The organism is Rhizobium zaerense (genome assembly GCF_051810725.1).
Taxonomy (GTDB): Bacteria; Pseudomonadota; Alphaproteobacteria; order Rhizobiales; family Rhizobiaceae; genus Rhizobium; species Rhizobium leguminosarum_I.
The window spans coordinates 1,557,805-1,571,460 of record NZ_CM132690.1 but is presented as its reverse complement, the minus strand read 5'-3'; the positions used below and the strand labels follow the sequence as shown (position 1 = coordinate 1,571,460).

The window sequence follows — 13,656 nt, the reverse complement described above, 5'->3', positions numbered from 1 at the left end:
AAACCGGCCTTATCATTCGAGGGGCAATCCCTCACTCCTATATCCGTCGAGAAAAGAGTGACCGATGGGAACGGTATCGCAATTTCATCAGAGCCTGAGAGCTCCCGCGCATCGCATCGAAAGCGAAGAGGAGGCGATATCCACGGCCCGCGACCTCGCCGCCGCATTCCGGCATCACGCGAGCGAGCGCGATATCAACCGCATCCTACCCTTTGCCGAGCTTGATGCGCTGTCGGTATCGGGGCTGACTGCAATCGCGGTACCGCCCGACCACCAAGGGCTCGACGTGTCGAACGCCTTGCTCGCCGAAATCGTTGCAATCATCGCCGAGGGCGATCCTTCGATCGGCGAGGCGCTGGAAAATCATTTTTGCATGCTGGAAACCCTCCGCACCCAGGCTGCCGAAGATTTGAAGGCATCGCTGTTTGCCCGCGTGCTGCTCGGCGACCGCTTTTCGGGCGCCGCCTTCACCGACGGAGCTGCGCTTGCGGCCGAAGGCCCGGGCTACCGCCTGAGTGGGCGCACGCGACAGGCGCCCGGTATTCTATTCGCCGACTGGATCGCCGCTGCCGCCACCGCCCCGCCCAGCCGCCCGGTGACGCTCTACCTTGCACGGGCTGACGAAGGCGTGCAGGTGGTCGACGATTGGGACGGCTTCGGCCAGCGCACCAACGGATCAGCGACGGTGATCGTCGCCACACTTCATGTCAATGCCGATGCGATTGCCCCTGCCCCCTCGTCCGGATATTCGACCGGCATCTCGCTCGGCCTGCTGCTCAAGGCCGGCGTCAGCCTGGGCATCGCGCGGGCCGCATGGAGCGACCTGATGAGCGCGATTGGCGATCGCAGCGCGACCGTCCTCCCGCGAATCGGCGGCCGCGCCATCCGTATCGAAGCGACAGCGGCAGCCTTGGAACGGGCTGGGCGCAAACTCGACATTGCCCAGGTCAATCCTGTTGAGGCAGCGATGGCGGACGCGCATTTTTCCGCCTCGGCCGCCGCAATCCTTGCCGGGGAAACGGCGCTCGACACCGCAAACGCGCTGTTTGAACTTGCAGGGGAAACATCGGCCGGCATCGGGCTCAATCTCGACCGCCATTGGCGCAATGCCCGCATTCACGCGCTATCGCTGCCGCACGATAAGCTGGTGCATGCCGCAGGCGAATATATGTCGAAGGTTGGCGGCGCCTAATCAGCTGGCGGCGGAGATCGGGAATTCTTCCGTCGTACCGTCGACGCGGCCACCGCCGGCGACGAATTGCTCAAGGGTCATATTGTCGAGAATGGCGGCGATCGCGTCCCGAACGTCGGTCATCGAGCGCCGCACCTGACAGGTTTCCGGATCGGCACAGTCGTCGCAGGCCTCGTAAGCCGTTCGGCTGGCGCAACGGATGGGCGCTAGGGGCCCGTCGAGCGTGCGGATGACATGGCCGATGCGGATTTCGGAGGCCGGCCGCGACAGGGAATAGCCGCCGCCCGGTCCCTTTTTCGAGCGCAGGATGCCGACATTGCGCAGTTCGAGCAGGATCGTATCGAGAAACTTCTTCGGGATATTGTTGCGGGCCGCGATGTCGTTGATGAAGGCGGTCTCACCCGGCGCCAGCCGCGCCAGGTCGACCAGCGCCTTCAGCCCGTATTTTCCCTTTTTCGTCAGCATCGTCGTCGCCTTGTAGAAATCGCAGTATTTATCCTGCCAATAGCAGGCAAATAGCGTCAAAAGCGTGAACATACAACAAAATAGCTATTATTTATAGCTTGTATCGGCAACATCCACAGGCCCGCACGGCAGCCTTGACAAAGACCGGCCGCCGCGCGCCTTCCGCTCACCTCGGTCAGATCGTCTTCAGCATGCCGCCGTCGACGAAATAGGTCGAGCCGATGCAATAGCTCGCACGCTCCGAACTGAGGAAGACAAAGACGTTGGCCAGCTCCTCCGGCGTGCCGAACCGTTTGGAGGCGGCGTGCTCGTTGGCGACGCTCTGCAGATAGCCCTCCCAGTTGCCGCCGGTTTCGGCGGTCAATTGCTTGGCGGTCTTGATCCAGTCGGGCGTCAGGATCAGGCCGGCATTGACACAGTTGACACGGATATTGTCCTTGATGAGTTCGGTCGAGAGCGTCTTCGAAAACATCATCAGCGCCGACTTGCTGACGTTGTAGATCGGCTCGTACCAGAGTGGCTGGACAGCGCAGATCGAGGCGTTGTGCAGGATCACTCCGCCGCCGCGTTCCTTCATCTGCGGCGCGATGCCGCGCGCCAGCCGCACGGCGGCCATCACATGCAGGTCCCAATAGGTCTGCCACTTCTCGTCGGGCGCCTCCATCACCGTCTCGTTCGATCCGGTGCCGGCATTGTTGATGAGGATGTCGGCGCCGCCTTTTGCGGCCGCCGCCGCGATGATCGCCTCGGTTCCCGCAACCGTCGCCACATCGGCCGCGACAGCGGCGGCGCTGACGCCGTACGTCTCGGCGATACGGGCGGCTTCCGCCTCGAGCCGTTCGCCGCCGCGTGCTGCCAGCACGAGGTCGGCGCCCTCGGCCGCCAATCCCTCGGCGATCGCCAGTCCGATGCCGACTGACGCACCTGTTATGACGGCAGTCTTTCCCTTCAATCCGAGATCCATGTCTTCCTCCGCAAACGGCCGGAGATCCCGGCCTGATGTGCTGAGTGTTCCGCCAATGAATACCGGGCGTCAAGCGCCTGCACTCCTCTTGCGGCAGACGCCGATCTGTCGCATGCCTGCATCAACGGATGGGAGGAGTTTTGATGCGACGTTATTCAGCCTGCATAGAGTGGCTGTTTGCCGAAGAGGGCGACAGCTTTCCCGATCGCATCCGCCGCGCCCATGCAGCCGGCCTGACGGCGATCGAATTCTGGCGCTGGACCGACAAGGATCTGAATGCGATCGAGGCGGCGCTGAAGGAAACCGGCCTTGCCGTCTCCAGCCTCGTCGCCGAACCGATGATCGCACTGACCGACGCCGCCAACCGGCAGGTCTGGCTCAAAGGCCTTGCCGAATCCGTGACTGCCGCGAAGCGTCTCGGCGCGCCGGTGCTAATTGCCCAGGCGGGCGACGATCTCCCAGGCTTGAGCCGCGAAGAACAGCGCCGGGCGCTCACCGAAACGCTGAGAGCCGGCGCCGATATCCTCAAAGGCAGCGGTGTGCGCCTCGGCGTCGAGCCGCTCAATATCCGCATCGACCATATCGGCTATTTCCTCGATTCGACCCGCGAAGGCCTCGACATCATCGACGACGTCGCTCGCCCCGAGATCGGCATCGTCTACGACATCTACCATTCCGCCGTGATGGACGAGCGCAGCGAAGACGTGCTGAACGGCCGTCTCGACCGTATCATCCACGTCCATGTCGCCGATCACCCCGGCCGCAACGAGCCGGGCTCCGGCAGCATCGACCTTGCTCTACGCCTCGGCTGGATCTTCACCAACGGTTACGACGGCGCCGTCGGTCTGGAGTACCGGCCGACCAGGCCCGGCGCGGACGCAGTCAAGGCCGCGATTGCTTCGCTCGGCGGTTAAACCTCGGCGGCATCGACGCTTGCCACCGCCTTGCAGGGTCCGGCAGAGCGGCGCTCGATAATGCGCGAGGCAATCATGATGCGCCGCGCCGGCATGCCGGGGAGGCGTGGATTCTCGATGCGCTCGAGCAAGAGCCGCAGCCCGACGGCCCCGCACTCCTGCCCCTCCATCCTCACCGTCGTCAGCGCCGGTGAGATCTGCGTTGCCGGCGAGTAGTCGCCGAAACCGACGACCGAAATATCGTCGGGAATGCGGTATCCCTGACCGAGCAGTTCGGAAACCACGGTCAGCGCCAGCCCGTCATGAGCGCAGAAGAAAGCCGTCGGCCGGATGCCTTTTTCCACGAGCGCTCGGAAGGCCGCGCTGAAGCCATTCCCTTCGTCGAACTGCATAACATGAAGCGAAATGTCAGGATAACGTTCGGCGACTTCGCGGGCGCCGTAGTGCCGCTCTTGGCGTCCCCGCAGGCCTGGCATGCCATAGACGTAAACGATGGACCGATGGCCGAGCCCGACCAGATACTCCACCACCGCCTGCCCCGCCTCATGGTCGGTGCCGCCGACATGGTCGATCTGTTCGAGCGCATCGACCCAGCCGAAACGCACGATCGGAACGCCGGCGGCACTCGCCGCCGCCACGGCCTCACGGGCATGCGGGCCGACGAGCATCAGCCCGTCGCAAGTGCGCGCCAGCTCCTCCAACTGACCGGAATCATGGGTCCAGCGTACGCGCAGCGTCATGCCAAGCCGATGAGCCTCGCGCTGCACACCGTTCTGCACCTGCATATAGAGCTCACTGTTGACGGCATCGAGATCGTGAAAGACGACCGCGACCTCGCCGGCAGTACCCTGCCCGGCAGGCTTGATATAGCCGAGGCGCTGCGCCGTCTCGCGGATCAGTGCGCGCGTTTCCTCGCTGACGCCGCTCTTGCCGGCAAGCGATCGCGACACCGCATATTTCGAGAGTCCGACCTCCCTTGCGATGGTCTGCAATGTAACCCGACCCCTACTTCCCACGTGGCACCTCAGCGTTGGATTGATGCGACGCTGGCTATAGCCCGCGCCACAAAGGCAAATTTTTACACTAACGTAAACATAACGCTTTACCTAACAATATCCAAATGTAATCTTTCCTTCATCCCAAGCCCAATAGCAAAATAATGAATAAGGGCACGGATTTTTGGAGGAGATCCCTATGATCAAGCTGAAACGACGTGCGTTTCTGGCCGGGACGTCGGCCGCCCTGATATTGCCGGCCCTGCCGGTTTTCGCCGCTGACTTCAAGGAAGCGGATATCCTGAAAACGAAGGTATCGAGCGGCGCCCTGCCCGCCTTGAAGGACCGGCTTCCTGAAAATCCGCTCATCGTCAAACCGGTTGAAAGCGTCGGCAAGTACGGCGGCGACTGGAACATGGCGCTGGTCGGCGGCGGCTCGCTGTCGATGCTGTTCCGCTACCAGGCCTACGAACCGCTGCTGCGCTACACCCCCGACTGGTCAGGCGTGACGCTTAATGTCGCCGAGTCCTTTGAGGGTGACGCCGATTCCAGAGTCTATACGATCCGGCTGCGCAAGGGCATGAAATGGTCGGACGGCCATCCCTACACCACCGCCGACATCAAGTTCTGGTACGACACCGTTTTCACCGACAAGCGCGTCGCCTTCGTCGGTCAGGATCATTGGAAGTCCGGCGGCAAGCCGGCCAAGCTGGAGATCATCGACGAGCAGACCTTCAAGGTCACCTTCGACAAGCCGAACGGCCTGTTCCCGCTGCAGGTCGCCTGGGCAAACAACGATCAGACGACGCGCACGCCGAAGCATTATCTCGAGCAGTTCCACATCGACTTCAATCCGAAGGCCGATGAACTCGCCAAGCAACGCGGCTTTGAAAGCTGGATCGCCTCCTTCCAGGCGGCCGCCGGTTTCCAGGACGACAACGCCTTCTTCCTGAATTCTTCGAAAAAGCCCTGCGTGCATGCCTGGATGTTCACGATAGCGCCCGGCGAAAACACCGAACGTGCCATTGCCGAACGCAATCCCTACTATTGGAAGGTCGACACCGAGGGCAACCAGCTGCCCTATATGGACCGCATCGTCTACCAGATGGTCGCCGATCCGCAGGTTCTGCTGCTGAAGGCCATGCAGGGCGAAGTCGACCTGATGGACCAGTATATCGCCACGCCGAACAACAAATCGGTTCTCTACGATGCGCGAGAGCAGGGCGGCTATGAATTCTACACGCTGACGTCGACCGAAGCCAATGTGATGAATTTCATCTTCAACCTGAACCACAATGATGAGACCAAGCGGACGCTCTTCCGGAACAAGGATTTCCGCGCGGCACTCTCGACCGCGCTCGACCGGCAGTCGCTGATCGATGCCGTGCTCGTTGGCCAGGGCGCGCCTGCCCAGCCGTCGATCAAGAAGGAAGATCCGCTTTACAACGAGCAGCTCGCCTCGCAGTTCACGGCCTATGACGTCGACAAGGCGAATGCCATGCTCGATCAGATCGTGCCGAAGCGCGACGACCAGAACTTCCGCCTCGACGAAAAGGGCCGCCGCCTGACGATCATCTTCGAGATCGACCAGGCGCGCGCCGTCTTCCTCGATCTCTTCCAGCTTGTCATTCCGATGTTCCAGGCGGTCGGGATCGATGCGCAGATGCGCTCGATGGACCGTTCGCTCTGGGAGACGCGCGTCCGCCAGGGCCGGGATTTCGACGCGACCGCCCACCAGTTCGGCGCCAACGGCGGCGTCGCCGCCATGCTCGACCCGCGCTATTACGTGCCGACCGATGCCAACGCCATGTATGCCCCGGCCTGGCAACTCTGGTATCGCGACCGCGCCAATGCCAATGCCGAGGAACCGCCGGAAAGCACGAAGAGCCAGCTTGCGCTCTACGACAAGTTGAAGGCGACGTCCGACGCATCAGGCCAGCGCGAGGTCATGAAGCAGATCCTTCAAGGCGCCGCCGACAATTTCTATGTCTTCGGCATCTCGCTGCCGCCTGATGGATACGGCATCGTCAAGAACAACATGAAGAACATCACGAAGATCATGCCGAACTCCTTCGGCTGGCCGACGCCCGCTCCGACGATGCCGGAGCAGTTCTATAAGGCCTGATGGCCCATTCCCCATGATGCATGCCAGGCGCCGGCCCCTCCGGTTGGCGCCGAGGCCCTTCTTTGCCAATGATTGGATGAAGACGATGCTCGATGCCAGGAAACAGAATACCGACACGCTGAGGACGCCGGACTGGTTCAAGACCGCGACTCGCTGGACCCAGCTGACCTTCGCGGAAGATGACCCGGAGAAATACGACCCGGCCTTCTGGATCGATGTTTTCAAACGCACGAAATCGAACGCGGTCTGCCTCAGCGCCGGCGGCTATATCGCCTATTATCCGAGCGACGTGCCCTACCACTATGTCAGCAAATATCTCGGCGACAAGGATATCTTCGGCTCGCTCGTCGATGCCGCCCGCAAGCTCGACATGCATGTCATGGCCCGCGTTGACCCGCATGCGATCCATGACGATGCCGCCAAAGCCCATCCGGAATGGGTGATGATCAATGCCGACGGAACCCCGCGCCGCCACTGGGCCTATCCCGATGTCTGGGTGACCAATGCCTATGGCGACTACAACAGCGTCTTCATGCCTGAGGTGGTCAAGGAGATCGTCCGCAAATACGATATCGACGCAGTCTTCGCCAATCGCTGGCAGGGCCACGGCGTCGATTATAGCGAAGACAGCGCCCGCCGCTTCAAGGACATGTCCGGCTATGGCCTGCCTGCAAAACCCGATGCCGAGGATCCCGCCTGGCAGGCCTGGGTGCAATGGCGCCGCCGCGTGCTGACCGACATGATCGCGCAATGGGACGATGCCGTCAAAGCGATCCGCCCGCATGCGAGCTTCATTCCGAACATGGGCGGCGCTTCGCTGATGGAATTCGATCTCTCGGTCATCGCCAGGCACTGCCCGTTCCTCGTCGTCGACCATCAGGGCCGCAAGGGCCTCGAGCTCGGCTGGTCGGCTGGCCGCAACGGCAAGCGCATCCGCGCCACCTTCCCCGACCGCCTGGTCGTGCTGATCACCTCGATCGGCCCGGAGGAGGAATATCGCTGGAAGGATGCCGTCACCTCGGGTGAGGAGATGCAGCTCTGGATCAACGACGGCACCGCCCACGGTCTCTGTGCCTGGTTCACCAAGTTTAACGGTGTCGTGCCCGACAAACGCTGGGTCGAGCCGGTGGCCGACGCCTTCGGCCTGCAGGCAGCCGTCGAGCCGGTGCTGGAAAGCATGAAGCCGACCGCCGAAATCGCCGTCATCGATCCCTCGACGACACTGCGCCACTGGGCGCCGGAAGAGCGGCATTCCGCCGAAAAACACGATCTCGGTCTCTACCACGCCCTCGTCGAAGCCCGCCTGCCCTTCGAGCTGCTCTCGGACCAGGTGCTAACCGAAGAGAGCCTCGATCGGTTCAAGCTGATCATCCTCGCCAACGCTTCCTGCCTTTCGGATGCGCAGAACGCCGCAATCCGCGCCTATGTCGATCGCGGCGGCAGCGTTATTGCCTCCTATGAGACGTCGCTGCGCGACGAGTTCGGCAAGAAGCGCCCCAACTTCGGCCTGGCCGACGTGCTCGGCGCCAGATACGTCTCCGGCCCGCGCGGCATCGTCAAGAACACCTATGTCGCCCTTTCTGGCGATCACCCGATCAATCGGGGTTTCGACGGCGCCGAGCGGATCATGGGCGGCACCCGCCTGATCCACGCCGAACCGTCGGTCGATGCGAAGACACCCTTCCTCTACATCCCCGACTTTCCCGATCTGCCGATGGAAGAGGTCTATCCGCGTGAGGCCCCGAAAGGTGCTGCCGTCATCGCCCGCGAGACTGGCAAGGGTGGCCGCACGGTCTACATCCCCTGGAACATCGGCGAGATCTTCTGGGAGGTCTTTGCCGTTGATCATGCGCGGCTCATCGCCAACGCCGTTCATTGGGCACTCGGCAAGACGCCGCGTGTCACCGTCAAGGGCAAGGGGGTCGTCGATCTGGCGCTGCGCGAAAACGATGGGGGCCTGGCAGTCAGCCTCTTCAACCTCACCAACCCGATGATGATGAAAGGCCCGATCCGCGACAATTACCCTCTGGCAGCGCAGACCGTTTCGGTGGAGATTCCGGAGGGCCGATCGCTGGCAAAGGCTTGGCTCGTCGTTGCCGACCGCGCCGCAAACTTCAGCTTCGGGAATGGCCGCGCGCAGGTGGAGGTGCCTGGTATCGATCGGCTGGAGGTCCTGCATCTTACCTGGAAATGAGATGACACGCGACGAAGGAGCGCTTTCGGCCTGGAGGGCCGAAGGTGGGTAAAGATCCGGGGGAAGCGCGTCACGGCGTTCCCGACCGGAGGAGAAACGTTTCGATGCTTGGCTATATCTTCAAGCGCGTGCTCTACATGATCCCGACCCTGTTCGGCATGTCGCTGATCTCGTTCCTGATCATCCAGTTGCCACCAGGTGACTATCTGACGTCGATGATCGCCACCATGAGCGACAGCGGCCAGACCGTCGATCCCGCGCAGATCGAGCGGCTGAAGGAAATCTACGGCTTCGACGACCCCTTCTATGTCCAATATCTGAAATGGATCTGGGGCATCGTCAGCCGCGGCGACTTCGGCTACTCCTTCGAGTGGGGCCAGCCCGTCTCCGGGCTGATCTGGGCTCGCATGGGCTCGACGCTGGTGATCTCGCTCCTGAGCCTGCTCTTCGTCTGGATCGTCGCTTTGCCGATCGGCATCTATTCCGCTGTCCGCCGCCACTCCGTTGGCGACCATGTCTTCACCTTCCTCGGCTTCATCGGCCTTGCTGTGCCGAACTTCATCCTGGCGCTGACGCTGATGTACATCGCCTATAGATATCTCGGCCAGAGCGTCGGCGGGCTGATTTCGCCGGAATATGCCGAGGCGCCCTGGAGCCTCGCCAAGATTGGTGATTTCCTCGCCCATCTCTGGATCCCGATCATCATCATCGGCGCATCGGGAACGGCAGCAATGATCCGCATCCTGCGCGCCAACCTGACCGACGAACTGCACAAGCCCTATGTCGTCACCGCCCGCGCCAAGGGACTGCCGGAATACAAGGTCATCTTGAAATATCCGGTCAGAATCGCGCTCAATCCCTTCGTCTCGGCGATCGGCTGGGTGCTGCCGCATCTCGTCTCCGGCGTGACGATCACCGCCATCGTGCTGAACCTGCCGACCGCCGGGCCGCTGCTTTTCCGCGCACTGATCTCGCAGGACATGTACCTCGCCGGCAGTTTCATCCTGCTTTTGAGCGCGCTGACCCTCGTCGGCATGCTGCTGTCGGATCTGTTGCTGGCGCTGCTCGATCCGCGCATCCGGTTCAATTGAGGGGAATGCGATGAGCACGCACGAAACCTTCGGAAACCACGCTGGTCCGCTTCACACTGTTGCCGATGGCCCGTCGATCAGCCCGCTGAAACAGGGCAAGACCGTCTCGACCGCCGCGATCGGCCCCTGGCGGCTGGTCGCCGGCAAACTGATCCGCCAGAAGGTGGCGATGGTGGCCGGCGCCATCATCCTCTTCCTCTATCTGGTTGGCCTCTTCGCCGAATTCCTGGCGCCGGCTTTGCCGATGACCTCGCGGCCGCAATATACCTATGCCCCGCCGCAGGGCTTCAGCTTCTTCGTCGAAAAACCGGACGGCAGCTCGGAGTTCAATTTCCATGTGAAGGGCTACAAGGTCGAGATCGACAAGGTGGCGCTGCGCCGCACCTTCGTCGTCGACGACACCAAGGTCGTCCCGATCGGCTTCTTCGTCAAAGGCGCGGCCTACGATCTCTGGGGCCTGATCCCGATGAACCGCCACCTGATCGGCCCCCTCAACCAGAACGACCCGATGTATCTGCTCGGTGCCGACCGGCTCGGCCGCGACGTCTTCTCGCGCCTCGTCTACGGCACACGCGTATCCATGTCGATCGGCCTCGTCGGCGTCGCCATGTCGCTGATCCTGGGCGTCGTGCTCGGATCCATCTCCGGCTTCTACGGCGGCTGGGTCGATACGCTGATCCAGCGCGTCATCGAGGTCGTCAGCGCCATGCCGACCATCCCGCTATGGCTCGGCCTGGCGGCGGCGATCCCGCTGACATGGTCGCCGGTCAATGTCTATTTCGTCATCACGATCATTGTCTCGCTGCTCGGCTGGACCAGCCTGGCGCGGGAGGTGCGCGGCCGGTTCCTGGCGCTGCGCAGCGAGGATTTCGTCGTCGCCGCCCGGCTCGACGGATCGAGCGAAGCACGGCTGATCTTCCGCCACATCCTGCCGTCGCTGACGAGCCACATCCTTGCGGTCGTGACACTGGCCGTGCCGACAATGATCGTCGCCGAGACCTCGCTTTCCTTCCTCGGCATCGGTCTCAAGCCGCCGGTCGTCAGCTGGGGCGTGCTGCTGCAGGACGCCCAGAACATCCGCACCGTCGCCACCGCGCCGTGGCTCCTGATCTGGCCGTCGCTCGCGGTCGTCGTCGCCGTCCTGTCCTTCAATTTCTTCGGCGACGGCCTGCGCGATGCCGCCGACCCCTACGACAATTGAGGAGGAAACCATGACCGATCTTTCAGACGACGTCGTTCTCTCCATCGAAAACCTCTCGATCGATTTCCGGCTGCGCACCCACATCCTGCACGCCGTCGAAAATGTCAGCTTCGAGCTGAAGCGCGGTGAGACGCTCTGTCTCGTCGGCGAGAGCGGATCCGGTAAAAGCGTCACCGCCCGCTCGCTGCTGCAGATCGTCGACAGCCCCGGCAGCATCGTTTCCGGCCGCATCCTGCTCAATAACGGCGACGGGATCGCCGACATCGCCGCGCTGAAACCGTCGGATCGGGCGATGCGCGCCATCCGCGGCCGCCGCATCGGCCTGATCTTCCAGGAGCCGATGAGCTCGCTGTCACCGGTCCATACCATCGGTTCGCAGATCATCGAGGCCGTGCGCCTGCACAGCAATCTTGATCAGCATGCAGCCCGCGAAAGGACCATCGAACTGCTGCGCCAGGTCGAAATTCCGAACCCGGACAAGATGGCCGACCGCTACACCTTCGAGTTCTCCGGCGGAATGCGCCAGCGCGCCATGATCGCCATGGCGCTTGCCGGCAATCCCGACATTCTCATCGCCGACGAGCCGACGACGGCACTCGACGTCACCACGCAGGCCGAAATCCTCGACCTTATCAAGCGGTTGCAGGTCGAACGCGGCATGGCCATGCTGCTCATCACCCATGACATGGGGATCGTCGCCGAAGTGGCCGATGATGTCGCCGTCATGCGCTTCGGCCGCATCGTCGAGCACGGCCCGGTGGATGCGATTTACCATGCCGCCAAGCATCCCTATACCCGCCAGCTGCTGGCCTCGACGGTCAAGCTGACCCACCATGTCGAAGGGCGGCTGCCCGCCGTGGCACTGTCGCCGCAGGCGCCGCAGCCGATCCTGTCCGTCCGCAACCTCGGCAAGATCTATGGCTGGCACGGCAAGGCCAACACGCTGCGCGCAGTCGACGATGCCAGCTTCGATCTCTATCCCGGCGAAAACCTCGGCATCGTCGGTGAAAGCGGCTCCGGCAAGACGACGCTCGGCCGGCTGATCCTGCGCACCGTCGAGCCGACATCGGGCAGCATCAGCTATCGCGGCAGGGACGGTGGCGAGATCGACGTCACCAAGCTGACGAAGCGCGAACTCCGCACCTTCCACCGCGAAGTCCGCCTGGTCTTCCAGGACCCCTTCGCCTCGCTCAATCCGCGCATGACCGTCAAGGAGGTGATCGGTGATCCGCTTGTTGTCAACGGGCTGGCCAAGCGCAAGGCGCTGGAGGACCGCGTCGCCGAGCTGATGCGCCTGGTCGGCCTCGATCCGATGGGCATGGAGCGTTACCCCCATGCCTTTTCCGGCGGCCAGCGCCAGCGCATCGGCATCGCCCGCGCCCTTGCGCTCGACCCGCGCATCATCATCGCCGACGAGGCGACGTCGGCCCTCGATGTCTCGATCCGCAGCCAGATCCTCGACCTGCTGCTCGATATCCGCCAGCGGCTGAACCTGAGCTTCATCTTCATTTCGCACGATATTTCGGTGGTGCGTTATTTCTGCGATCGCGTCGCCGTCATGCATCGCGGCAAAATCGTCGAACTTGGCGAGGCCGAACAGATCTGCACCGCTCCCGAGGAGGCCTATACCAAGAGCCTCATCTCCGCCATTCCCAATCCCGACCCCCGCGATAAGCGCATGCTGCACCGGCATCGTTTCGTCGCGCCCGCCAATATCTAAGGACGATCCCGTGCCGAAATTTTCCGCCAACCTTTCCTTCCTCTACCAGGACCTGCCCTTTCTCGACCGCTTCACGGCAGCCGCAAAGGACGGCTTCGGCGCCCTCGAATATCTCGGCCCCTATGCCGAGCCCAAGGAGAAGGTCGCCGAGGCGCTGAAGGCGAGCGGCCTGAAACAGGCGCTCTTCAATGTACCATCCGGCGACTGGGCCGGCGGCGAGCGCGGCATCGCCTGCTTACCGAAGCGCGTAGACGAGTTCCGCAATGGGGTCGCGCAGGCCCTCGATTATGCCGCAGCGCTCGATTGCCGACAGGTGAATGTCATTTCCGGGCTGGTGCCTAGGGGTGCGGACCTTCAAACACTGGAAACGGTGCTGGTCGACAATCTGAAATATGCTGCAAAGCGTTGCGCCGATGCCGACGTCAGGCTGCTGATCGAGCCGATCAACCTACGCGATATTCCCGGTTTCTTCCTGTCGACCACCGCTGACGCCGAGCGCATCCTCGACAGGGTCGGTTCCGACAACCTCTATATCCAGTATGATTTCTACCACATGCAGATCATGCAGGGCGATCTGATCCCCACCTTCGTCAGGCTGAAGGAGAAGATCGCGCATGTGCAGATCGCCGACAATCCCGGCCGGGGCGAACCCGGGACCGGCGAGATCAATTACGGCTTCATCCTCTCCGAACTCGACCGCCTCGGCTACGAAGGCTGGGTGGGCTGCGAGTACAAGCCGAAATCCGGCACCAGCGAAGGCCTCGGCTGGATGAAACCCTATCTGAAGTGAGCGAG

Annotated in this window: 11 protein-coding genes; 8 read left to right on the top strand and 3 right to left on the bottom strand. The window is 62.5% G+C overall.

What is annotated here, in order from left to right:
* The first annotated feature begins 64 nt into the window (after window positions 1–64).
* Window positions 65–1,192 (top strand): acyl-CoA dehydrogenase, encoded by a 1,128-nt coding sequence (locus ACS4RR_RS07455; RefSeq protein ID WP_456189913.1) that lies wholly within the window; start codon window positions 65–67, stop codon window positions 1,190–1,192.
* Here the strand turns inward: ACS4RR_RS07455 and ACS4RR_RS07450 are convergent, their stop codons facing one another.
* A complete protein-coding gene (locus tag ACS4RR_RS07450; protein ID WP_170257941.1) occupies window positions 1,193–1,657 on the bottom strand; it encodes an RrF2 family transcriptional regulator in 465 nt (154 codons plus the stop codon).
* A gap of 175 nt (window positions 1,658–1,832) precedes the next feature.
* The gene (locus ACS4RR_RS07445) at window positions 1,833–2,621 is read right to left on the bottom strand and encodes an SDR family NAD(P)-dependent oxidoreductase (protein WP_017965877.1); all 789 of its coding nucleotides are present in this window, start codon (window positions 2,619–2,621) and stop codon (window positions 1,833–1,835) included.
* Window positions 2,622–2,764: 143 nt separating this feature from the next.
* Between ACS4RR_RS07445 and ACS4RR_RS07440 the strand changes: the two genes are divergently transcribed.
* Complete coding sequence (locus ACS4RR_RS07440) at window positions 2,765–3,535, top strand: TIM barrel protein (protein WP_456189912.1); 771 nt, start codon at window positions 2,765–2,767, stop codon at window positions 3,533–3,535.
* On the opposite strand, the gene ACS4RR_RS07435 is transcribed toward ACS4RR_RS07440, so the two are convergent.
* Window positions 3,532–4,551 (bottom strand): substrate-binding domain-containing protein, encoded by a 1,020-nt coding sequence (locus tag ACS4RR_RS07435; protein ID WP_170261657.1) that lies wholly within the window; start codon window positions 4,549–4,551, stop codon window positions 3,532–3,534. The two genes, ACS4RR_RS07440 and ACS4RR_RS07435, sit on opposite strands and share 4 nt — an antisense overlap.
* 178 nt (window positions 4,552–4,729) lie before the next feature.
* Here ACS4RR_RS07435 and ACS4RR_RS07430 point away from each other — a divergent pair, with 178 nt between their 5' ends.
* The 6 genes from ACS4RR_RS07430 (at window position 4,730) to otnI (ending at window position 13,651) form a co-directional block, all read left to right on the top strand.
* Window positions 4,730–6,655: an ABC transporter substrate-binding protein gene (locus ACS4RR_RS07430; RefSeq protein WP_170261656.1), complete on the top strand. Its 1,926-nt coding sequence runs from the start codon at window positions 4,730–4,732 to the stop codon at window positions 6,653–6,655.
* 85 nt (window positions 6,656–6,740) lie between these two features.
* Window positions 6,741–8,849 carry a family 10 glycosylhydrolase gene (locus ACS4RR_RS07425; protein WP_456189911.1) on the top strand — a complete coding sequence of 703 codons (2,109 nt, stop codon included), beginning with the start codon at window positions 6,741–6,743 and terminating at the stop codon, window positions 8,847–8,849.
* Between the two features lie 104 nt (window positions 8,850–8,953).
* A complete protein-coding gene (locus ACS4RR_RS07420) occupies window positions 8,954–9,940 on the top strand; it encodes an ABC transporter permease (RefSeq protein ID WP_260109306.1) in 987 nt (328 codons plus the stop codon).
* Window positions 9,941–9,950: 10 nt separating this feature from the next.
* Entirely contained in the window at window positions 9,951–11,141 is a 1,191-nt protein-coding gene (locus tag ACS4RR_RS07415) for an ABC transporter permease (protein WP_017961798.1), read from the top strand.
* A 10-nt stretch (window positions 11,142–11,151) separates the two neighbouring features.
* The gene (locus tag ACS4RR_RS07410) at window positions 11,152–12,861 is read left to right on the top strand and encodes an ABC transporter ATP-binding protein (RefSeq protein ID WP_170261653.1); all 1,710 of its coding nucleotides are present in this window, start codon (window positions 11,152–11,154) and stop codon (window positions 12,859–12,861) included.
* Window positions 12,862–12,871: 10 nt separating this feature from the next.
* Window positions 12,872–13,651: a 2-oxo-tetronate isomerase gene (gene otnI, locus ACS4RR_RS07405; RefSeq protein ID WP_260296926.1), complete on the top strand. Its 780-nt coding sequence runs from the start codon at window positions 12,872–12,874 to the stop codon at window positions 13,649–13,651.
* Window positions 13,652–13,656: the final 5 nt, after the last annotated feature.